This window comes from Vibrio sp. SNU_ST1, assembly GCF_030563405.1.
Lineage (GTDB): Bacteria > Pseudomonadota > Gammaproteobacteria > Enterobacterales > Vibrionaceae > Vibrio.
Map to the genome: position 1 here is coordinate 1,633,960 of NZ_CP130748.1, position 22,273 is coordinate 1,656,232.

17 protein-coding genes are annotated in these 22,273 nt (G+C 43.1%); 16 read left to right on the forward strand and 1 reads right to left on the reverse strand.

Going from position 1 to position 22,273, the window contains the following annotated elements; all coding sequences use genetic code 11:
- The first annotated feature begins 24 nt into the window (after window positions 1-24).
- The 14 genes from Q5H80_RS07025 (at window position 25) to Q5H80_RS07090 (ending at window position 18,068) form a co-directional block, all read left to right on the forward strand.
- A complete protein-coding gene (locus Q5H80_RS07025; protein WP_304563876.1) occupies window positions 25-2,397 on the forward strand; it encodes a response regulator in 2,373 nt (790 codons plus the stop codon).
- A gap of 489 nt (window positions 2,398-2,886) precedes the next feature.
- Entirely contained in the window at window positions 2,887-3,879 is a 993-nt protein-coding gene (locus Q5H80_RS07030) for an ABC transporter substrate-binding protein (protein ID WP_304563877.1), read from the forward strand.
- 144 nt (window positions 3,880-4,023) lie between these two features.
- Window positions 4,024-4,923 (forward strand): proline/glycine betaine ABC transporter permease, encoded by a 900-nt coding sequence (locus Q5H80_RS07035; RefSeq protein WP_304563878.1) that lies wholly within the window; start codon window positions 4,024-4,026, stop codon window positions 4,921-4,923.
- Window positions 4,916-6,148: a glycine betaine/L-proline ABC transporter ATP-binding protein gene (locus Q5H80_RS07040; protein ID WP_304563880.1), complete on the forward strand. Its 1,233-nt coding sequence runs from the start codon at window positions 4,916-4,918 to the stop codon at window positions 6,146-6,148. Before Q5H80_RS07035 ends, Q5H80_RS07040 begins: the two co-directional genes overlap by 8 nt.
- 348 nt (window positions 6,149-6,496) lie before the next feature.
- Window positions 6,497-6,901, forward strand: coding sequence for an Hpt domain-containing protein (locus tag Q5H80_RS07045; RefSeq protein WP_304563881.1), 405 nt, complete (start codon window positions 6,497-6,499; stop codon window positions 6,899-6,901).
- Between the two features lie 189 nt (window positions 6,902-7,090).
- Window positions 7,091-8,641 carry a sigma-54 dependent transcriptional regulator gene (locus tag Q5H80_RS07050; protein ID WP_304563882.1) on the forward strand — a complete coding sequence of 517 codons (1,551 nt, stop codon included), beginning with the start codon at window positions 7,091-7,093 and terminating at the stop codon, window positions 8,639-8,641.
- Entirely contained in the window at window positions 8,622-9,728 is a 1,107-nt protein-coding gene (locus Q5H80_RS07055) for a glycosyltransferase family 4 protein (RefSeq protein WP_304563883.1), read from the forward strand. Before Q5H80_RS07050 ends, Q5H80_RS07055 begins: the two co-directional genes overlap by 20 nt.
- Before the next feature lie 251 nt (window positions 9,729-9,979).
- Entirely contained in the window at window positions 9,980-11,356 is a 1,377-nt protein-coding gene (locus Q5H80_RS07060) for an O-antigen ligase (RefSeq protein ID WP_304563884.1), read from the forward strand.
- A 92-nt stretch (window positions 11,357-11,448) separates the two neighbouring features.
- Window positions 11,449-12,234, forward strand: a complete 786-nt coding sequence (locus Q5H80_RS07065) for a DapH/DapD/GlmU-related protein (RefSeq protein WP_304563885.1) — start codon at window positions 11,449-11,451, stop codon at window positions 12,232-12,234.
- Window positions 12,227-13,363 carry a glycosyltransferase gene (locus tag Q5H80_RS07070; protein WP_304563886.1) on the forward strand — a complete coding sequence of 379 codons (1,137 nt, stop codon included), beginning with the start codon at window positions 12,227-12,229 and terminating at the stop codon, window positions 13,361-13,363. Before Q5H80_RS07065 ends, Q5H80_RS07070 begins: the two co-directional genes overlap by 8 nt.
- Entirely contained in the window at window positions 13,360-14,784 is a 1,425-nt protein-coding gene (locus tag Q5H80_RS07075; protein WP_304563887.1) for a Wzz/FepE/Etk N-terminal domain-containing protein, read from the forward strand. Before Q5H80_RS07070 ends, Q5H80_RS07075 begins: the two co-directional genes overlap by 4 nt.
- 330 nt (window positions 14,785-15,114) lie before the next feature.
- Window positions 15,115-16,215, forward strand: a complete 1,101-nt coding sequence (locus Q5H80_RS07080; RefSeq protein ID WP_304563888.1) for a glycosyltransferase — start codon at window positions 15,115-15,117, stop codon at window positions 16,213-16,215.
- Window positions 16,212-17,399, forward strand: coding sequence for a glycosyltransferase family 2 protein (locus Q5H80_RS07085; RefSeq protein ID WP_304563889.1), 1,188 nt, complete (start codon window positions 16,212-16,214; stop codon window positions 17,397-17,399). Before Q5H80_RS07080 ends, Q5H80_RS07085 begins: the two co-directional genes overlap by 4 nt.
- A gap of 9 nt (window positions 17,400-17,408) precedes the next feature.
- Window positions 17,409-18,068, forward strand: a complete 660-nt coding sequence (locus tag Q5H80_RS07090; protein WP_304563890.1) for a sugar transferase — start codon at window positions 17,409-17,411, stop codon at window positions 18,066-18,068.
- Between the two features lie 138 nt (window positions 18,069-18,206).
- Here Q5H80_RS07090 and Q5H80_RS07095 read toward each other — a convergent pair whose 3' ends face one another.
- Window positions 18,207-19,889, reverse strand: coding sequence for a methyl-accepting chemotaxis protein (locus Q5H80_RS07095; RefSeq protein ID WP_304563891.1), 1,683 nt, complete (start codon window positions 19,887-19,889; stop codon window positions 18,207-18,209).
- A 233-nt stretch (window positions 19,890-20,122) separates the two neighbouring features.
- Here Q5H80_RS07095 and Q5H80_RS07100 point away from each other — a divergent pair, with 233 nt between their 5' ends.
- Both Q5H80_RS07100 and Q5H80_RS07105 read left to right on the forward strand, forming a co-directional pair.
- Window positions 20,123-21,001 carry a LysR family transcriptional regulator gene (locus Q5H80_RS07100; protein ID WP_304563892.1) on the forward strand — a complete coding sequence of 293 codons (879 nt, stop codon included), beginning with the start codon at window positions 20,123-20,125 and terminating at the stop codon, window positions 20,999-21,001.
- Window positions 21,002-21,100: 99 nt separating this feature from the next.
- A complete protein-coding gene (locus tag Q5H80_RS07105) occupies window positions 21,101-22,270 on the forward strand; it encodes an efflux RND transporter periplasmic adaptor subunit (protein WP_304563893.1) in 1,170 nt (389 codons plus the stop codon).
- Window positions 22,271-22,273: the final 3 nt, after the last annotated feature.

Consider the following 22,273-nt stretch of genomic DNA (forward strand, 5'->3'; position numbering starts at 1 on the left):
AAGCGCCACGGTAAGGATACGCTGATGACTTTTAGAACAAAAACGATCATTGGGATTGCCTCTATAGAAATAGTGATGCTTATGGCTCTTGTCATAAGTGCAATGTCATTTCTGTCAGATTCTAATGAGCAACAGCTTATCAAACGTGCACAAGCAACTTCCCAACTGTTTGCTCGTGCAACCAAAGACGCAGTGTTATCCACTGACATTGCGACATTAGATGACATCGTAAAGGAGATCATGACGATTGAAGATATCGTCTATGTCAAAGTGGAACGGAATCAAATCTTGCTGAGTAGCGCTGGCTCTCCCGATTATTTCAGTAAAGAAATTCAGGTCGATACGAACTTATCCAACGTCGATGACGGAATATTCGACACGTACTACCCAATAGAAAGTGATGGGCTGGAGTACGGATCGATTTCAATCGGGTTTACTACATCTTCGATTAATTCGATGCTTACAGACGCAAAAAAAACCATCAGTTCAATCGCCTTGATAGAAGTTATTCTCGTTGCCATATGTTCTTTTATTTTAGGTACTTACCTAACGAAACATTTATATCAGCTCTCGTTTGCGGTAAAAAAAGTAAGAACGCACGGGCCTGGCTTTCAACTGAAAATAAAAAGTGACGACGAACTTGGTGACGTAGTTAACGCATTTAATGACATGTCTACTTCCTTGTCTAAAAACTATACCGACATCAAACAAGCCAGAGAACAAGCTGAGCAAGCCTCTGAATCTAAAAGCCGATTTTTGGCCTCGATGTCTCATGAAATTCGAACTCCGATGAACGGTATTCTCGGCATTTTATCGTTACTTAAAGAGACCGATTTAACCAAGGATCAAAGTCACTTAGTCAATACAGCTTCAACATCTGGCGAACTGCTTTTATCAATCATTAATGACATATTGGATTTCTCTCGCATGGAAGCCAACACACTCATTCTCGAACAGAAGTCCTTTTCACTCCAAGAGTGTATCCATAGTACCATTGACAGTTTCGAGCCGAGCGCTAACGCGAAAAATATCCAGCTTGTTACTCCTTATCAACCTGACCTACCCGTGATGGTGGTCGGCGATGTTCACCGCTTTCAACAGATCTTATTGAATTTGATAGGTAATGCGATCAAGTTTACTTCCGAAGGTAGTGTTATCGTCAACGTTGAGACTAATGAAACCGCAGATAATAAGGTAGAGATTACATGCCAAGTCGCCGACTCAGGAATCGGTATTGAATCCAACGCAATGAGTTACTTGTTTGAAGAATTCACCATGGTGGATCAAGGTTACTCAAGACGCCGTGATGGTTCTGGGTTAGGTCTCGCTATTTGTAAACACCTAGCGAAACTGATGGATGGCAACATATCTGCAAGTAGTGAGGAAGGTGTTGGTAGTACCTTTACCTTTTCGGTAATTTTGGAAAAATCATCAAACTCAGTTGAAGAGAACCGTTCTGGTTCTTCATCGCTGGCATTAAACCCTAAAATTTTATCAAGCCGCATCTTAGTAGCCGAAGATAACAAAGCGAATCAACTCGTTATTGTTAACATGTTTAAAAATGTTGGGATGACCATTGATATAGCGAACGATGGGAACCAAGCTGTCGAAATGGTAAAAAATAATGATTATGACTTCATATTTATGGACATATCTATGCCGGAAAAGGATGGCCTACAAGCATGTTCAGAAATTAGAAGTTTGCCCAACACTCAAAAAGCATCAGTGCCAATCGTCGCACTAACAGCGCATGCACTTGCCGGAGATAGAGAACAATTTTTAAATCAAGGTATGGACGACTACCTTGCAAAACCAATGAGAATGTCACAGATCGCTGATATGTTGTACCTTCACCTAGTGACCAAACAAAAAAATACGATTGAGCACGAATCACCTACTGTGACGATATCTCAAAATATTGAACCTACAAATTTAAACATCCAGACAACCGACACCCCAGAAAACCCATACGAAAAAGAGAGTTCTGCCACTATAGTCGAGCAGCAAAATAAAATAGCCGATCAACAAATAGGAGAAATTCAAGTATCTGATCTTGTCGATGAGCAAATTCTTGAGCAAATGGTCGAAGATACGTGTGCCGAAGTCATGCCAATGTTGATCGAGCACTATATTGTAGAGTCTGCAGGTCGTATCAAACTGATTAAAAAAGCAGTTCAGGAACAAGACCTATCAAACCTTGAATTTGAAACTCATACCTTGGGTAGCTCCTCACTTGCATTAGGAAACCGCCGTTTATCTGTCTTAGCGAGAAAAGTCGAAAAACTGTGTTCAGAGAAACAGTCTGAGTCAGCTTTTTCTAAAGTCGAAGAGTTAGTGGTTCTTGCTGAAGAGTCTATGGATGCTATCGAGATACGTAAAGAACGTGGGTTTCATTAAGCTCGACGTTGTAGCTTATTGTTGGCTTCATCTATCTCTACTTTCGCCCTCCTCTACAATCTCACTGCATATCTTTCTAGGACATCCAATGACCATTCGATACATTTCACATGAAAATTGTAGGGTTTAGTGGCTTTTAGAAACAATTAGCGCATAAACAATCACATTATGTGACTCAGTCGAATAAAGCACCTTGTAAATCAAACCAAAGGTGGAATTCGTACGATTATTCCCTAAGATTATAAATAGAGGTGGTTTTTGACGAATTTGTAATAGTTTGACAAAGTTATTCGATGGCTATTGAAGCACAGTGGACGACTTGGCAAATCACACTTCACTGAGTTTGCTCGTTCATCTATTCAGGCTTCCCCCATCCCTCCTTCTGCTCAAATGGTTCAAATACACGGAAAGGATCACCATCGAGCAATTTAGATAACCAATTTTTCTTGGTTACCTTAGTTGTATTATTAAAGAGAAAGGAAACTCAATATGAAATACAAGTTAAGCTCCGTATTTTTGTTAGTAGCAGCTGCCAGCGGTAATGCTAACGCTGGAGAATGTGGCAGCGTAACAATCGCAGACATGAACTGGAACTCTGCGACTCTAATCGCCAATATCGACCAATTCATCTTAGAACATGGTTACGGTTGTGATGCCGAACTTATTCCTGGCGATACAATGCCAACAGGCACGTCCATGATAGAAAAAGGTCAACCTGATGTTGCTCCTGAGCTCTGGAGTAACAGCTTAAAAGACGCATTAGATAAAGGTGTTCAAGAAAAACGTCTTCGCTACGCAGGTAAGTCACTCGTGAATGGCGGTGAAGAAGGTTTTTGGGTTCCCGCTTACTTAGTTAAACAATACCCAGAGATGGCAACTATCGAAGGCGTACGTAAACACGCTAGCTTATTTAAGCACCCTGAAGACCCTGATACATCCGCATTTTACAGCTGCCCTGCAGGTTGGAACTGCCAAATCAGTGCAGGTAACTTGTTTGAAGCTCTTGAACTAGAAGGCAGCGGTTTCTCGATTGTTGACCCGGGGTCGAGTGCGGGCTTATCAGGCTCTATCGCAAAAGCTTATGAGCGCGAAGAAGCTTGGTTTGGTTACTACTGGGCCCCCACTGCCGTTCTAGGTAAATACGACATGGTTAAAGTTGATTTTGGCAGTGGTGTTAATGAACAAGAGTTCCTTAACTGTACCACCAAAGAAGACTGTGAATCACCAAAAGCGACCATGTACCCACCTTCACCAGTCCACACTATCACCACTGAAAGTTTTGCTTCACGTGCACCTGAAGCGTACGACTACTTCACTAAACGTGGTTTCACAAACGATAAGATGAACTCTCTCCTTGCTTGGATGGAAGACAACCAAGCAGATGGTGAAGAAGCTAGCCTGCATTTCTTAAGCGAATTCCCAGAAGTATGGCACCCATGGGTTTCTAAAGAAGTGGCTCAAAAAGTTGAAGCAGAACTGTAACGGCGAGACTTATTAAGTAATTACGTTTCAACAATAAAACAGAAATAACGTCGCTATAATTGATGTTATTCATGATTCGGAGTCCTTTTCATTGGCGATTTTCTTATCGCATGAACAAGAGGCTCCGAACTATAAGGATATAAAATGGCTGACAGCAATTGGTTCTCAAGCTTTCCAGAGATGGAACGCGCTGATTTACGAACCATAAAGAAAACGCTAGACGGTGCATACCGCGAATTTTCCCGTGAATACGGTGAAATGATTGAATCTCTCTTTGACCCACTTCTTTCATTCCTTGTTTGGTTTGAAAAGCTTCTTATCTCAACACCTTGGATTATTGTCCTCGCCGTGTGTACAAGCCTTGTCTATGCCGCGAGTCGTTCTTGGAAACTGGCATTAGGTTGTGTCGTTTCTCTGCTTCTTATTGGTTACTTCGGAATGTGGGAAGACACCATGCGGACGCTCAGTATCATCACTGTATGTACCTTGGTATCAATATTGTTAGGCATTCCAATTGGCATTGCGATGGCTCGCTCAAATAAAGCGCAATCTATCGTTACACCGATGCTTGATATCATGCAAACCATGCCGGCATTCGTTTACTTGATCCCTGTGGTGATGTTACTCGGCATCGGTAAAATTCCAGGTCTAATCGCCGTGGTTATCTACGCTATCCCTCCTGTGATTCGTTTAACCAACCTAGGTATACGCTTAGTCGACAAAGAAGTCCTTGAAGCCGCAACCGCTTTTGGTGCGAGCAAGAAACAACGCTTATGGGGGGTTCAGCTTCCTCTAGCTATGCCAACGATCATGGCGGGTATCAACCAAACCATCATGATGGCACTGTCTATGGTTGTTATCGCATCCATGATTGGCGTGAAAGGCCTAGGACAACCAGTTCTTAAATCCATCACCAACCAATATTTCACATTAGGCTTGATGAACGGTTTTGCCATTGTTGCCCTCGCAATTCTTTTTGACCGCGCTTCACAGGCTTACGCGCGAAGAACCAATGCGCACCTAGGAGGACTCAAGCATGACTAAACCATTGATTGAGATTAGTGGCCTATACAAAGTGTTTGGACCGAAACCGATGTCTGTTATGAACCGAGTTCAGAACGGCGAACACAAAGACCAGATTCTTGCTGACACGGGTCATACCGTTGGTTTGAAGGAGATAAACCTTGAGATTAACCGTGGCGAAATCTTCGTTATCATGGGGCTTTCTGGTTCAGGGAAGTCTACTTTAATTCGCCATTTCAACCGTTTAATTGACCCGACTCAAGGTAAGATCATGGTTGAAGGCATCGATGTTATGAGCCTGAATACCAAGCAATTAGAAGAGTTCCGTCGTCATAAAATGTCGATGGTATTTCAACGCTTTGGCTTAATGCCTCATCGCACCGTGGTAGAAAACGTTGCGTACGGGTTGGAAGTACAAGGCATCAAAAAAGAAGACCGTTTAGCGAAAGCCAATGAGTGGTTAGAAACGGTGGGGTTGAAAGGTTACGGTACGCAGTACCCTGCCCAGCTTTCTGGCGGTCAACAACAACGTGTTGGGCTTTCTCGAGCTCTGTGTACTAATGCTGAAATCTTATTAATGGATGAAGCGTTTTCTGCGCTCGATCCTTTGATTCGAAGTGAAATGCAAGATCAGCTTATCGAACTTCAAGAGAAGCTTCATAAGACGATTGTTTTCATTACCCACGATTTAGACGAAGCACTCCGTCTAGGCGATCGAATCGCAATATTAAAAGACGGCGAATTGGTACAACAAGGCACACCACATGAAATTCTACTGAATCCAGCCGATGACTATGTAGAGGCATTCGTTAAAGATGTAAACCGTGCTCGTGCGTTGACGGTTGAAACCGTTATGCAGCCTCCTCTCTATCGAATCACTTCTGAAACGATTGAAGGTGCTTTGGCACAAATGAAGATGCTGAAGAACGATTACGCTTATCACGTTACGGATGATGGCTATCAAGGCTTAGTCACTCAAGAGAGCCTACAAGATGCCGTTGAAGATGCATCGGTGCATGACTTTAGTGACGAGATCTACGAAGAAGTCCCTGCTATCTTGCCTGATGCCGTGATTGAAGAAGTGCTACCAGACACTATGTCTTGTGACTATTCTCTTCCGGTTGTTGATGAAGACGGTAATCTAAAAGGTGAACTAGAGAGAAGCGCTGTTGCTGATATCTTCTCTGAAAATAGCGAGGAAGAAGTAGAAGCCGACCCAAAGCCAAAGATTGATAAAGCATCGTAGTTCTACTTTTCGTTATTTGGGTTACAGCTATTTAGGTTAGCCTAAACTACTTAACCCGACTCAAGACCACTGTTGTTAATTCACTGCAGTGGTCTTTTTTATTTGTATCGACCTCGTTTTTTCCTGAGCTCTACCCACCCCTTACGTTTATAGGCACCTAAGTTTATCTTTCATAAGAGAAAACAAAATTAAATCAGTCCGTTAGGTTTGTCACAAACATAGTGGCAATTCGGGCGAGAAGGCAATTAATTGCTTTGTTTGTACAGCAACCAGTTGAAATTATTCTAGAAAATGACTAAAACTTATTAGTACCCACGGATATTAGGCTCAACAAAAGGACTCCGTTTGATGAATTCCGCTTTAACGTCAGACACACCCACAGATTTGAACACACAGCTTGATATCGAACTTGTCGACGATAGTATTCTTCAACAAATGATTCGAGACACAAGCGCGGAAGTGATTCCTATCTTGATCGATCATTACGTTGAAGAATCACAGAATCGTATTGCCGCAATTAAACAAGCGGCGATAAGTCAAGACTCTGAATCACTTGAGTTCGAATTGCACATATTAGGAAGTACAGCACTTGCGTTAGGTAACCGACCGTTGTCAAAATTATCACGTAATCTAGAAAGGCAGTGCTTGGAGCAGCGGTATGATGTGGCCTTTAGCCAAGTCGATGCCTTATTGACCCTTGCAGAACGCTCGATTCAAGCTCTGCTCTACAGGAAAGACCAAGGGTTTACCTAACGCTATAAGATTCAAACGTAAAAACATAGCCAGTAAGCACACTCTATTTAACAACTGAGATGCAAAATAACAATAGTTAACACGCCTATAAATATTGCATGCGGTAGCTAACAAATACATTGAATGAGTATTGATGCTGATATACCACTATGTTATTGATTAGGATAAAGTTTCAAAAGGAATTTCACAATGCGCCCTAAAGTATTGTTGGTTGAAGACTCCACCTCACTTGCTGTGCTCTACAAGCAGTACGTCAAAGATGAGCCCTACGACATCTTCCATGTCGAGACTGGCGCTGAAGCAAAAACCTTCATTGAAAGGCATACGCCACAACTCGTCATTCTCGATTTAAAATTACCGGATATGCCCGGGGAAGAAGTGTTGGACTGGATTAGCGATAATGAAATCCCCACAGCAGTCGTTATCGCGACTGCACACGGTTCAGTCAACATCGCGGTAGACCTTATACAACGAGGGGCGGAAGACTTCTTAGAAAAACCCATTCAAGCCGATCGCCTTAAAACCTCAGTTCGATTACACCTGCGCAGAGCAAAGCTCGAAAATCTCGTAGACAACATTCAAAGCAAGTTCGATCGTGACCGCTTTCATAATTTTATCGGTTCTTGCCTGCCAATGCAGGCGGTTTACAAGATCATTGATTCGGTAGCGCCAACCACTGCTAGCGTGTTTATTAACGGTGAAAGTGGTACGGGTAAGGAAGTATGTGCAGAAGCGATTCACCAAGAGAGCCAACGCAATGGCAAACCTTTTGTCGCTATTAACTGTGGTGCTATCCCTCGAGACCTAATGGAGAGCGAGATCTTTGGTCACGTAAAAGGAGCATTTACGGGAGCGACCACTGATCGCAAAGGTGCAGCAATGCAAGCTCATGGTGGTACCTTGTTCCTCGACGAGCTTTGTGAAATGGAGTTGGAGATGCAGAAGAAGCTCCTACGATTTTTGCAGACTGGTACGTTTACTCCACTCGGTGGTAATCGCGAGATTAAAGTGGATGTCAGAATTATCTGTGCAACAAATCGCGACCCACTGGTTGAAGTGGAAGAAGGTCGATTTAGAGAAGACCTCTACTACCGTGTACACGTTGTGCCTATCGAAATGCCGCCGCTACGGGAACGAGGAAGTGACATTGTGACTTTGGCTAACCACTTTTTGAAGCTGTACGCGAAGCAAGACAAGAAGAAATTCAAATCAATAGATAAAGAGACGCAGAACCTACTTAAACGTTACGCGTGGCCAGGCAACGTGCGTCAATTGCAAAACATCATCCGTAACATCGTGGTGTTAAACAATGAAACAAGCGTGACCAAAGACATGTTACCGCCTCCAATTAATAAAGTAGAGGCAACTACAACGTCGAAATCAGTAACGCCAATTCGAGTACCTGCGTACCAAGCCGCTGTTGTTGAAGCACCAGAAGCCAAGTTGTCACCCATAACGCCAGAAGAGCTCGATCAAGCTGCAACATCAAATCAGAAGTCTACTGCGTCAAATGACCAAGGTTCTGTGTCAGATGGACAAGCATCGATGACACCGCCCTTCACTACTAGCAGTGGCGGTATTCGTCCAATGTGGCAAATAGAACGTGAAGCCATTCAACATGCCATCAATCATTGCGATGGGAATGTGTTAAACGCTGCTGTGTTGTTAGAACTTAGCCCTTCTACTGTTTATCGTAAAAAGCAGGCTTGGGAATCGGAAGATGAGTACAATCAAGCCTAGCCAAAATGTACTTAACGTGAACCTTCACGAGATTTGGCTGTTAATCGACAGCCAAACTTTTGGAGGTATCGAAACGCATGTTCTAGAATTAGCACAAGGCCTGATGTCTGAAAGCGCTCAGTATTCAGATGCTATTAGAATCGTTCTTTTGACTAAGTTTAATCCTGAAGCGATTATCGTTGAAAAGTTGAAAGGGCTGAACATTCCTTATAGCTACCTCTCCGATTTAGCTTCATGTGCTGCAGGTTCAAGCAGCAATAGCGCGACACAGATAAAACGTGCAGTTCAACATTATCAGCCAAGGCTTATCCATGCTCATGGTTACAAAGCCAGTTTGGTCAGCAAGCTAATAAAGCTGCCACCTCGTTTAAACAACACCAAACAGATCACCACCTATCACGCAGGTGAAACCCCAACAGGCAAAGTATGGCTTTATGACTGGCTCGACCGTTACAGTAGCTTCCTTTCTGATCAATCGCTTGTGGTTAGTGAGAAGATTAAAGCGAAAGTGCCTTGTAAAACGTATCTACTGAATAACTTTGTCAAGGTTCCAAGCGGCTTAATAGATATACCTTCATCAAGTCCGTTGCATGTCGGCTTTGTCGGAAGGCTTAGCCATGAAAAAGCGCCTGATAGATTTGTCGCATTAGCTAAACAGTTTCCGGATATTCAGTTTGACCTTTTTGGTGACGGACCAGAAATGGACACGTTAGTTAAATCACATACTGATAATGTCACCTTTCATGGGCATCAAACTAATATGGAAGGTGTTTGGAACCCAATCGACCTATTAATCATCCCTTCCCGCTTTGAAGGCTTACCTATGGCGGCATTGGAAGCCATGATTCGCGGCATTCCCGTTCTCGCTACCTCTGTCGGTAACTTGCCTAAACTCATCGAGCACCAAGTTAACGGCTACCTCGCCAATTCAGAAACCGAACTAGAACAGTTTTTATCTTTGTGGATATCATTGTCAATTGAACAACGTGACTCTCTCAGAAGTAACGCGATAGAAACCGTCAAAAACCAATATTCGCCACAAGCTGTTGTCCCGCAGTTGTTGGAAATCTACCAACTCGATCGTTGATCCTAGAGTTAGTAGATAACTGGTTATTTTAGCTTGATAATTTAGCCGTTCTAGTCAGTTTTATACTGATTCTCAAAATGACAAATCTCAACTTAAGATTAAAGTCTTACTCAATAATCCATTATTAAATCAGTTGGTTAAAAAAATGCATAACTGGCACCCGCTTTGCAATATTTAACATCAGGCGTAACTTCGCCTTTAAAAGATCGTGAGCCGCGCCATGAAATGTTTATTTGCGAATAGAGGTCACAATGATTAACCCTGAAGCCAATAGATTGCCAGTCATCATCACTATCAGCGCGTTGTGCGTTGGGCTTGGTGTTGTTTGGTATTTTGTGCCTCACCCTGCTGTAATTGTGGCGCTAGCTCTTGTGCCATTAGCCGCGCTATTCATATTAAACAAGACATTTTGGCTAGTTCTATTGTTCGTTGTCTTTTCATTTTTCCGAATTCACGAAGCCATTCCACAACTCTATTCGTTAAAAATACCGCTGATGCTCTCATTAGGCGCTCTGTCTGCTCTTCTTTGGCATGCATTAATCAGTAAAGAGCTTAAAATCTTCTGGCATCCTTGCTTAAATTGGCTCGCAATATTTTGGGTATTGGTTTTCATTGGGATTATCTTCGCGTCTAACAGGCCGATAGCGCTAGCGGAATTCAAAGGCGTGTATTGGAAAATAATGGTGATGACACTCGCCATCGTTTGGTTAGTAAACAGCGCCGAGTATTTAGTCAAGACCTCAACCGCTATTATCTGTGCAGGAGCGTTAGTGGCCGGCATTGCGATTAACAACTCAATCAACGGTATTGGCCTAGTAGAAGGGAGCCGAGTAACCATTGGCCGTGATTTTGGCTCGATGTTGGGCGATCCAAATGACCTCTCTTTGGTTCTAATGTTCCCGCTAGCCTTTGCTATCAGCCAAGCGAGCACAACTGGAATCCCGCTTGTAAAACGCATATTAAGTGTCGGTGTAACTGTACTCTTGCTAGCAGCTGTCATTGCAACACAAAGCCGTGGGGGCCTACTCGGTTCACTTGCTGTTGTCGGGATTTTTGCATTTAAAGTAATACGGTCTAAATCACTGTTGATCACTTTGGGCGCTATAGGAGCTATTGGCCTTTATTTGGTCGCAGGAATTTCAGACCGAGCATCAGGCGGAGCGGCTGAACAAGGGGTTGATGAGTCAGCTATGGGCCGGATTTACGCTTGGGAAGCCGCCTTTAAAATGGCGTTAGATAACCCGCTTACCGGAGTCGGTTTAGATAACTTCTTTTCTAACTATTTCTTCTACAGTTCCCACTGGGATGGCTTAAACCATGCTGTTCACAGTACTTGGTTTGGCGTACTCGCTGAGACTGGCTTTCTAGGGCTCATCATATTTGTGATACTGATTACCTCACTGATCAAAACGATACGCTCGACACTCAAACAACTTTCAGAAACGACCAACACCATAGACCCAAACCTTAATGCCGCGGCGTACGCTGTATATGCAGGGTTGATCGGTACCATCGTCTCGGGTACTTTCCTGACGCAAGGCTTCAATTGGCCTATTTATATCCTCGCGGCACTGGTTGTCGCTATCGCAAACATCTCTCAAACTGCCTGTCAAAATGAGAAAGCTTAAAGTCTCAACTCTAACCAACTGAAAGTTATACATTTATTAAATGGCACAGTATATGAAAGTACTTCTATATAAGAAATTGGAGGAGTTTCATTATGACGTCAGTATCCATACATCAATTCAAACATTGGCTTAAGTTTCACCCTAATTCTCGAATTAGAAATGTGTTTTTCATTTTGAAAAATATCAGAAGCGCAGAGCTACCTACCCCACAAGTGCTTAATCGCTGCCTATATCAAGGACACAAGCTTGTCGTAAATTTGGTTTCAGGACTTACTCGATTTTTCTACTGGACACCAGCTTTTAAAGGTCGACTGACTCAGTGTGGCAAACGTCTCTATTTGTACGGAGGCCTTCCTTTCGTTAGCGGCCCTGTACAAATTTCGATTGGCGATAACTGCCGAATTTCTGGCCACACTACCTTTTCAGGTTGTACACAACCACTTGAAGGCTTGGAACACCCACTACTGTCGATTGGCAACAATGTCGACATCGGCTGGCAATCGACTATTGCTGTCGGAGGTAAAGTGGTTATCTCCGACAACGTGAGAATTGCTGGCGGCGCTTTCCTATTTGGATACTCTGGTCACCCGCTTGATGCAAAACGTCGAGCACTAGGTGAAGGTGATGACCCTCAGCAAATCGGTGACATCATTCTTGAACCCGATGTGTGGCTAGGCACTAATGTGACGGTTAAAGGTGGCGTAACCATCGGCGAAGGTGCCGTTATAGCCGCAGGCAGCGTGGTAACAAAGAGTATCCCTCCCTTTACAATCGCAGGGGGAAATCCAGCTCGAGTTGTGGGACAGATTAAATCCGTAGAAGTGGCTGAATCTGATGTGTTCGATTCGTTTGAAACTCGTGGGGGCGACCATGCGTGACTTAATCGTATTTGGTGAAGACTTCGGTGGACTGCCTTCATCAACTCAACACTTAGTTCGCCAACTAGCTAAACAGCACAAAGTATTATGGGTCAATTCTATTGGCCTTAGACAGCCAAGGTTGTCAGCTAAAGATATCACTCGTGCTTTCAACAAACTGACAGGACGAAGCAACGCTGTCACTCAAAACATGCTAGGTTCTCAAAACGTCGTTGATTCAAACGACCATGCCAACATAAGAGTCGTGAACTTAAAAACCATTCCGGCGCCTTCTTCCAAGTTGTCTAGAAAACTGGCTCAGCACATGATGTTACGTCAGTTAAAGCCCGTTATAGCTGAACTGAACTTGAATTCTCCTATTCTGTGGACTTCCCTTCCGACCGCTGTTGATTTATGCGGACACTTAGGTGAATCATCTGTGGTTTATTACTGCGGTGACGACTTTAGCGCACTCGCAGGTGTTGACCATGACACCGTTGCACAACACGAATCTAAGTTGATAGATAAGGCGACTCTCATATTCGCAGCAAGCAAAAAATTGATGGATAAATTTCCAAAGCACAAAGTTCACTTACTACCACATGGTGTAGACACAAATTTATTTTCAACACCAGTACCAAGAGCAAAAGATTTACCAAGTAACCACCGCCCTATCGCTGGTTTTTATGGCAGTCTTTCGAAGTGGCTCGATTATGAAATGATTGATCATGTTGCGAATGCGATGCCAGAATGGGATTTTGTTTTCATTGGCCCGAATGAGCTTGATACGCTCATGCTACCTAAGTTGGATAACGTACATTACCTTGGCCCTCGTCCACATCACATGTTGCCAAGCTATTCTCAACACTGGGATGTAAGCCTACTGCCGTTTGTTGATAATGAGCAGATACGCGCTTGCAGCCCATTGAAGCTAATGGAATACCTTGCAGCAGGTAAGCCTATTATCACAACGCCGTTCCCTGCTTTGCTTGCATATAAAGAACACGTAACCACCGTAGGCAGTGCAAACCAAATGATTTGGGCACTTGACCATACGCGTCATCTGACCAATCCCCCCATCTCTGTCGTCGAAAAAGATAGCTGGCAAAACCGCGGTAACTTCGTACATTGGATGTTGGAGCTATTATGAATAATCTGAAATTACGGTTATTGCTCATCTTGAACGCAATGTGGCGCCAACGCTACGTGATTGTACTACCTATTCTAATTTTGCCTTTTGTCGGCTTTGGGGTGAGTAAATTGGCCCCGACCAAATATGACGCACATACCAGTATGTTGATTCAAGAAACCGCTAAGATGAACCCATTCTTGGAAGATATCGCCGTATCGACCATGCTAAAAGATCGACTTAATGCACTGAGAACACTGCTTCACAGCCGTCATGTTCTTTACTCTGTGGCTGAAGAACTGCAACTCATCCCCCCGAAGATGTCAGAATTAGAGAAAGAAGAAATCATCACCGACTTATCACAACGTTTATTGGTTACTCAGCTAGGAAAAGACTTTTTGAAGATCAGTTTAACCTCTAATACTCCGGTCGGAATGGAGCAAACCTTACGTTCGGTAAGTGAGCATTTCATTGAACAATTACTTGCACCAGAACGATCTTCAATTGAGGATTCAAGTAGCTTTCTGAAAATTCATATAGACAAGCGTCGTATTGAGCTTGAAAAAGCGGAAGAAGCATTAGCCTTGTACATGAACGAAAACATGCAGTCGACACCGGAAGTACAAAGCCAGAGTTTGAATCGTTTAGCATCACTTAAACAAAGCCTAGCCGAGAAAGAAGCAGAGTTATCGGGCGTTGAAAAAAGTTTGGGGTCAATTGACCAACAGCTTTCTAAAACCAACCCTGTAATCGGTCGAATAGAAGACCAGATCATAGACTTCCGTAGTGAACTGACTCTGCTTCAAGCAAAGTACACAAATAAACACAGTGCCGTACAGGCTAAAGTTCGTGAGCTAGAAAGGCTCGAAAAGGAAAGAGCAACTTTACTTGAAGTGACACAGCCAACTATGAACAGTGACCAACTTTGGGATATCGCAAGTAGTACAACACTCAGTAAGCTTTCCGATACCCAACCACTTTTAGTCACACAACTACACAGCTTACAGTTAGTTCGATCTCGCTTTGAATCTTTAACTGAAGAAACAAAAAGCCTACGCACTATGGTTTTTGAACTAGAGCACAAGGCCAACAATTTTGGTGAAAACGCTAAAGAAATGTATCGCCTTAAGCGACATGTTGAAATCAAGCGTCAGCTATACGATGAACTGAGTGAACGTTATGAAATGGCTCAGCTAACCGGTTCATTAGGTGTGTTCGAGCAAAACAAGCGGGTAAAGATAATCGATTTACCTTTCACTCCTAGTATGAAATCTAACATGCCGACATTTATCTTCATTCTCGCTGGATTCGCCGCAGGTATAGGATTGGGGATTGGCTTAGCCGTACTATTTGAGCTGTTCGACTCTTCAATCAAACGCAAAGATGAAGTCGAAGATATTTTGGGTGTTCCGGTAATTACAGTGATCCCTAAAATGAGCTAATCAATTTTTGAACTCCCGTTCACGGAGCATTTATTAGCCATGACAATATGCTCCAAGTAATATGTACCAAAACAACATCTATTAAAAACGCGAACACCCGACTGGTGTTCCTCTTTTCTAAAAGACCCTTTTCATTCGTATTTTGTTTTGATTCCCATTTTGACAAATGAAATCCCCACTAAGACAGTGTCATATAACCCACTGATAAATAACAACTATAATTTTGGCACAACTCCTGCAAACTCACTATATAGATAAGCGCTTTGACCAAATCACTTAAAGCGAAACGTCAGAAAGGAAAACCATAATAACTAAGGCAGGGACCAAATTATGAATAACCAGTTAACGAAGCATCGCAAAAAGATCATACACGTTGTTCAGCACCTTGCTCCGGGGGGCTTAGAAACCCTGACGTTAGATTTGCTACGCCTTGCTAAACCAACAGATCAAGTGTTGATTGTCAGTTTAGAAGGCACAAAACAAGAATCGATCAGAAATTGGCCCAAATTGGAGCAGTACCACAATCAAATCGTCTTTTTAGATAAAGCTCCAGGCGTACAATTCGATATCATCATAAAGCTAATTAAAGCATTTAATGGGATTCGACCTGATGTTGTTCATACCCACCACATTGGACCGCTACTTTACGCTGGCTATGCCGCTCGCATAACCGGTGTTCCAACTCGAATTCATACCGAGCATGATGCATGGCACTTAAACAACAAAAAGCGTCGTCGCCTACAAGCCCTTGCGCTAAAGGCCGCTCAGCCAACGTTAGTTGCGGATGCAACGCGTGTTTACAACCAATTACGCGGTGCTTTTTCATATAAAAACATCATCACGATTAAAAACGGTGTGGATTGTGAAAAGTTCAAGCCAATGTCAAAAGAGAAGGCTAAAGCGAAACTCAACTTACCAACCGACAAACACATCATCGGGTGTGCTGGTCGCTTGGAGCACGTAAAAGGTCAAGACCAACTGATTAAGGCACTTACCCTACTTCCTACTAACACCATTGTTGCACTGGCGGGTGATGGTTCGCAACGCAAGCAACTAGAGCAACTGGCTAACCGCTTGAACCTTAATAACCGTGTAATCTTCCTAGGTCTCGTTGAAGACATGACAACGTTTTATGGTTCGCTAGATACTTTCTGCCTACCTTCTCGCCACGAAGGACTACCACTTTCAACACTAGAAGCCCAAGCGTGTAATATTCCAACGGTCGCGATGAACGTCGGGGCGGTTGATGAAACCTTATGTCCAATCAGTGGCACGCTCGTCAAAAAAGGCAATATTATCGAGCTAGCCAACGCTCTGCTAAAAATACAACACCAATGCTTTTCATCCCCTCGAAATTACGTACTAGAAAACTTCGACATTGTAAAAATGGTTGCGTCTTATAATGATATCTCAGAAGGAGCTTACGCATGATCGACTGGCTGCTAGCGGGACTTTGCTTATTTTCCGGAGCTCTGATTGTCTACCATCACGCTGTTTATCCTCTGCTACTGCGTTGGTACTCTAAAAGCCACCCTGCGCGTGAAATAGAAGAGAGTCATCGTTGCTACAAGGATGAACAACAGGATTGCATACTGCCAACCATTTCTATTCTTGTGCCCGCATTTAACGAAGAACAATGGATCGCAGATAAAATTCGTAACCTTGCGTCATTAGATTTTCCAAAAAAGAAACTGCAGGTAATTATTGCATGCGACGGTTGTACTGATAACACAGTAGAAATCGCCCAAATGGCAATTCAAGAAGCGATGTGCAGTGATATCCACTTTGAGATACATGACCATAAAGTAAACCGAGGTAAAGTTGCGGTTATCAATGACGAAGTGACACATATTACTAATGAGATTACAGCACTGAGTGATGTCTCGGCTCTTATTTCATTGGATGCATTACTCATTGCTGCGGCTCATTTTGAAAGTGACAAGGTTGGCGTAGTCAACGCAACGTATCAACTTTGCCCGACAGGTAATGAAGGTGAAAATACATATTGGCAGTATCAAACCGCAATTAAAGAATCAGAGGCTTCATTGGGGTCAAGCTTAGGCTCTCATGGCGCGTTCTACTTGTTTAGAACACACCTGTTTGAACCGCTTCCCTTTAACACCATCAACGATGACTTCATCTTGCCTATGCAAATCGTTAAACAGGGCTACATCGCCGAATACGAAACCAAAATGGTGGCATTAGAACTCGAAGAATCGAACCTACAAACCGACTTCAAAAGAAGGCTTCGTATTTCAGCAGGCAACATGCAACAAGCAATTCGATTGTTTGGCTTATTCAGCCCTAGGTTCAGAGGTATAGCATTTGCATTCTTCTCTGGGAAAGGGCTGCGCCTACTCACTCCATATTTAATGATTGTGTGCTTAGTGTGCTCAATCCTGCTTAGCCACTACCTGGTATTTAAGGGCTTACTTGTGGCACAAATTTCCATTTACATCATTGCCGTACTTGGCTGCATATTACCAAAACGTCTTGTGAACAAACCGATTTCATTAATCTCATATTTGATAGTTGGACATTACGCCAACTTCATTGGTGGCATTCGTTACCTAATCGGACTAGAAAACTCACCTTGGGCACGAGCGAATCATTAAGGACATATTATGATGAATATTGAACAGCTATCTAGCCAAAAACTATACCAATACAAAATTTCAAGAGCTAAACGTACGTTCGATTTCGTAAGTGCTCTGCTTGCTCTGATTCTCTTGGCTCCTGTATTTCCATTAATTGCGATGGCGATTGCACTTACATCTCGTGGTCCTATTTTCTATCGTCAACTTCGTGTTGGTAAGTCAACACCAGAGAAAATGGAACTGTTTGAAATCATGAAGTTCCGTAGCATGTACGAAGATGCAGAAACTCGCTCTGGTGCAGTTTGGGCAACCGCGAATGATCCACGAATCACACCGATTGGCCGCTTCTTGAGAAAGACCCGACTTGATGAACTGCCACAACTGATCAATGTATTGAAAGGTGAAATGTCTCTTATTGGTCCACGTCCTGAACGCCCTACTTTTTACACTAAACTAGAGAACGAAATCCCTTACTTTGCTGACCGTACATACGGCGTAATGCCTGGTATTACGGGACTTGCACAAGTGAATCAAGGGTACGATACCTGTATTGATGATGTACGCCGTAAAGTTGGTTTTGACCACAGTTACGCACTGAGTCTATGTTCTGTGAAATCTTGGATTACTGCAGACCTCGCCATCATTTCTAAAACCATCATCGTGATGGTGGATGGACGTGGGCGATAGGTGGGACGTGTTCGCGGTGAAGGATGTTATTTTTTATAGTCTACTTTAAGATATTTGATTCTTGGATAGAAAGTGGCGACCAAATTACTTAACAATCGGTCGCCACTCTTAATTCATACTGGAATGTTGATTTAGTATCTAAAGCTTAAATTGACCAACAAGTTGGCTTAATTGCCCACCAGCCTGTTTAAGTTCATCCACAGCGGTACTTGATGTTTCACTCGATATAAGCAGTGAACTTACAATGTCACGTATAGTCACCAAGTTACGGTTTATCTCTTCCGTTACTGAGCTTTGCTCTGTTGCCGCAGTTGCTATATGGTCGGTCATTGCATTGATTGAGGCTACAGCGGTGCTAACATCATTTAAACCCGCAGAAATATCATTTGATGAAGTCACAACATCCTGACAAGTATTGCTACTTTCCCCCATCGAAGAGACCGCTTGCTCAACCAACTTATGAAGTTCATCAAGCATGGTCTTAATCTCTAACGTACTACCTTGAGTTCTACTTGCAAGGTTACGGACTTCATCTGCTACTACAGCAAAGCCTCGACCTTGTTCGCCTGCTCGTGCGGCTTCGATTGCTGCGTTTAGTGCTAGTAAGTTAGTTTGTTCTGCAATCTCGCCAATAACCTGTAACACACCATCTATCTTTTTAGACTGGTCGTGAAGTGAATTCATGTGTTGACTCGTGGTCACGACATTCTGTTCTAAAGAGCCAATAGATTGCGTCGATTTTTGCACAAGATTTTGTGCATTATGAGCGTCATTGTTAGCTTCATTCGTAGCACTAGCCACTTGATGAGCACTTTGTGCCACTTCGTTTGCTGTACTACTCATCTCAGTAACAGCTGTCACCACCTGCTCTGTCTCGTGGTTGTGCTCTTGGAGTTGATTACTTAGGTGAACCGTTTGGCTACTTATTTGGTCAGTGGCCGTTGTAACATTACTTGTAGCTTTCGAAACATCAGTAATAATATTGTGGAGCTTGCCGACAAACTGGTTAAACGCTTTACCCAATTGTCCAATTTCATCTGTAGCCGATACATTAATTCGATGGGTAAGATCACCTTCACCATTCGCAATGTCGATAAAGGTATTTAGCATATCTTTGATTGGGGCAATCATGCGTGAAGCAACATAAGACATGATCAGACAAGTTAGGGCTACTAAAGTAAGCGCAGTAATGACAATTGTTGAAATTTGCGTTTCCATACGCTCACTGGCTTCTTGACGGTAAGCCTCTGTAGCCTTAGCAATGTCATCAATATACAGCCCCGTACCTAAGAACCAACCCGTTCCAGAAATAGGAGCAGCGTACGCAATTTTTGGTTGAGGGACAGACGAGCCTGGTTTGTCGTAAATGTATTCAATGAAACCACCACCTCTTGTCGCCTGTTCATGTAAGCGAACCGTAATTTTGATGCCATTCGGGTCTTTTAAACCGCCGCCATCTTTACCTTCAAGTTGAGGCTTTAGACTGTGAACAATGTAGTGATCATTTTCGTCGAACACAAAGAAGTATCCGCTGCCATTAGAAAAACGCGCTTCTTTTAACGCGAACCTAACCGCTTCTTGCGCTTCTTGACCTGTACCAAAACGTCGAACAACATCTTCAACTACAGATTGAGCGATAGTAGCTGCATCTTCAATATTGTTCTTACGTTCATCGGTTAAGACCGTTTGGTAGTCTTGAATTTCATATTCAAGAGCCGATAGTTGGGAGTTGATAACAATTACTAGAGTCACAATCGCAACCAACATCGCTGGTACGATTGCAGACAAAAGCATCTTCATTTTCATAGATAAATTATACATAAGTAGTCTCAAACATTATATTTGCGAAGATATTACATCATGCATACTTTTAAATAAACGCCGTACTTATTGATTGTATCGATGAGGTGATTTCGTTTTTCATTAAGTCACCCGAGTACACATGTCTCATACACACCAATAGGTTATTAATCACTCATTGTTTTTTCGATTTTATGTACTATTTAATATACGATAACTTTTGTCACCCAATACCCAAATTCGAAGCCAACCCTATGAAAATCGAAGATCTTAAGTTGTTCACCACCGTTGTCGAACTGGGTAGTTTTACTGCCGCAGCCAATGCACTTGACCTTCCACGAGCTAACGTTAGCCGAAGAATTAACGACCTTGAGAAGGCTCTCGGCATTCAATTGTTCTTTAGAACCACTCGCAGCCTTTCCTTAACTAAATCTGGTGAGCTTTATTATAAAGAGCTGCTCAATGCGTTAAGTGCACTCGACAAAGCGAACCATATCGCCTCCAACCTATCAGAGGTTGCACACGGACAAGTTAAGATTGGCCTGTTGCCAGAAACCAGCGACATCATCCAATCGACCCTGTTTAAATTCCAAGATATGTACCCAAAGATCGAGCTTGATATTCGTACTATCAGCAACGGTTTTGTTGATATGTACCGACAAGGGTTAGATCTCGCGATGCACGGAGGTACCTTGAGTAACGCTAACGTAGTGGCACGCAAAGTCATGGTTTTACAGCGTGTTTTTGTCGCTAGTCCTGAGTTTCTTGAGAAAGAAGGCACTCCTTCAAGCTTAAGAGAAATTACCAACTACCCGTTTGTTTGCTTTCGATGGCCAAGTGGTGACATCGACAAGCAATGGGACATCAAAGACCACATCATCAAGGTCGAACCTTCGGTGGTCAGTGACAGTATCGGCTTCGTAATCGGTGGCGCGACACGTCACAGGGGTATCGCATTGCTGCCTGAACTCTTGGTACGACAACAACTCAAAGACGGAACCTTGATCAACCTGTTCCCTGACGTGAATCTTCAAAACGAAGAAGCGTGGCTACTCTACCCGGAACGCAAAGCACTGAGCCATTCCGCTCAACTTTTGATTGATTTTTTATTACAAGAACTTCCAAATCTTTAATTATTGTAATGAATATCATGACAGTGTTTCGCGAATAGACTAGATTATCTAAACAAAACTGAAAGATAGAATTGCTCCATAAACTGACAGGAGTAATCCATGAAGCCTATTTCTCAACATTCGTCTATCTTTCAACAGACACCCATGTTTAAGCATTTACCTATTCTTAAACATACACCGAGTATTAAAGACACACCTCTCCTTAAATATACAGTACTCGCACTAAGCCTATCCTCTCTCTTTGGCTGTAATGACTCTGAGGCGACAATACCTCAAAAACAAACGCGACCGATTCAAGTTATCCAACTTGAGCCTCTTTATCATCAGATTGAAAAATCCTTTACGGGCAAATTGCAATCATCAGAAACGGCTGGCGTTGCGTTTCGTGTGCCTGGCACCATTCAAAACATGATGGTCTCAGTGGGTGATTCTGTTAAGAAGGGTCAACCATTAGCACAACTCGACCCACACGATTACCAAGTAGCGCTGGAAGAGTTACAAGCCCGCTCTCTTGAAGCAAAGTCTGCACATAAATTGGCTAATGCCGAGCTCGCTCGCGTGAAACAAGCCATTGCTGACAACGCGATTGCCGATGTTAATCTGGATCGTGCAATCAGCGGTTATGAAAGAAGTGAAGCGGCGGTTAAAGTGGTTGAACAGAACATACGTCGCGCAAAAGATTCGATTCGCTATACACAACTGCTTGCGCCATTCGACGGCGTAGTAGCGTCATCGAATTTCGATCAATTCGAACAAGTCCTGCCGGGCATTTCGGTTTTCACCATCCACAACCCCGAACAACTTGAAGTTAAAATCCAAGTCCCGGAAAACTTGATTCATGAATTCAAACCGAACCAAACCGCTGTTATTAACTGGTACGGCTCTGAAGAAAAGCTGATCGGTTATTCCGCTGAGATTGCAACATCACCTCACCCTATTAAACAGACTTATGCGGTTACTTACCATGTAGAGTCAGCCGATAAATCTATATTGCCGGGCAAGGCAGTCACACTCACGACTCAGCTTGGCGAACCAACCAACAATTTCTGCTTACCGTATTCAACGATCGTGAATCAATCGGGCATTGAACAAGTATTCACCATTCAAAATGAGCAAGCTCATGGCGTGACTGTGGATGTGGTTTCGATGTCTCAAAATACCGTGTGTGTTGAATCTGCGCTCAACGATGGCGATTTCGTCGTAGTGAGCGGTGCGCAGTACGTCACGGAAGGCCAACACTTCTCCGACATTAAAGTTAAGAGCCTGTAGGTA

Coding starts and splice junctions, on each gene's coding strand:
- Q5H80_RS07025 (WP_304563876.1), top strand. CDS start 25: ATGACTTTTAGAACAAAAACGATCATTGGGATTGCCTCTATAGAAATA.
- Q5H80_RS07030 (WP_304563877.1), top strand. CDS start 2,887: ATGAAATACAAGTTAAGCTCCGTATTTTTGTTAGTAGCAGCTGCCAGC.
- Q5H80_RS07035 (WP_304563878.1), top strand. CDS start 4,024: ATGGCTGACAGCAATTGGTTCTCAAGCTTTCCAGAGATGGAACGCGCT.
- Q5H80_RS07040 (WP_304563880.1), top strand. CDS start 4,916: ATGACTAAACCATTGATTGAGATTAGTGGCCTATACAAAGTGTTTGGA.
- Q5H80_RS07045 (WP_304563881.1), top strand. CDS start 6,497: ATGAATTCCGCTTTAACGTCAGACACACCCACAGATTTGAACACACAG.
- Q5H80_RS07050 (WP_304563882.1), top strand. CDS start 7,091: ATGCGCCCTAAAGTATTGTTGGTTGAAGACTCCACCTCACTTGCTGTG.
- Q5H80_RS07055 (WP_304563883.1), top strand. CDS start 8,622: ATGAGTACAATCAAGCCTAGCCAAAATGTACTTAACGTGAACCTTCAC.
- Q5H80_RS07060 (WP_304563884.1), top strand. CDS start 9,980: ATGATTAACCCTGAAGCCAATAGATTGCCAGTCATCATCACTATCAGC.
- Q5H80_RS07065 (WP_304563885.1), top strand. CDS start 11,449: ATGACGTCAGTATCCATACATCAATTCAAACATTGGCTTAAGTTTCAC.
- Q5H80_RS07070 (WP_304563886.1), top strand. CDS start 12,227: ATGCGTGACTTAATCGTATTTGGTGAAGACTTCGGTGGACTGCCTTCA.
- Q5H80_RS07075 (WP_304563887.1), top strand. CDS start 13,360: ATGAATAATCTGAAATTACGGTTATTGCTCATCTTGAACGCAATGTGG.
- Q5H80_RS07080 (WP_304563888.1), top strand. CDS start 15,115: ATGAATAACCAGTTAACGAAGCATCGCAAAAAGATCATACACGTTGTT.
- Q5H80_RS07085 (WP_304563889.1), top strand. CDS start 16,212: ATGATCGACTGGCTGCTAGCGGGACTTTGCTTATTTTCCGGAGCTCTG.
- Q5H80_RS07090 (WP_304563890.1), top strand. CDS start 17,409: ATGATGAATATTGAACAGCTATCTAGCCAAAAACTATACCAATACAAA.
- Q5H80_RS07095 (WP_304563891.1), bottom strand. CDS start 19,889: ATGTATAATTTATCTATGAAAATGAAGATGCTTTTGTCTGCAATCGTA.
- Q5H80_RS07100 (WP_304563892.1), top strand. CDS start 20,123: ATGAAAATCGAAGATCTTAAGTTGTTCACCACCGTTGTCGAACTGGGT.
- Q5H80_RS07105 (WP_304563893.1), top strand. CDS start 21,101: ATGAAGCCTATTTCTCAACATTCGTCTATCTTTCAACAGACACCCATG.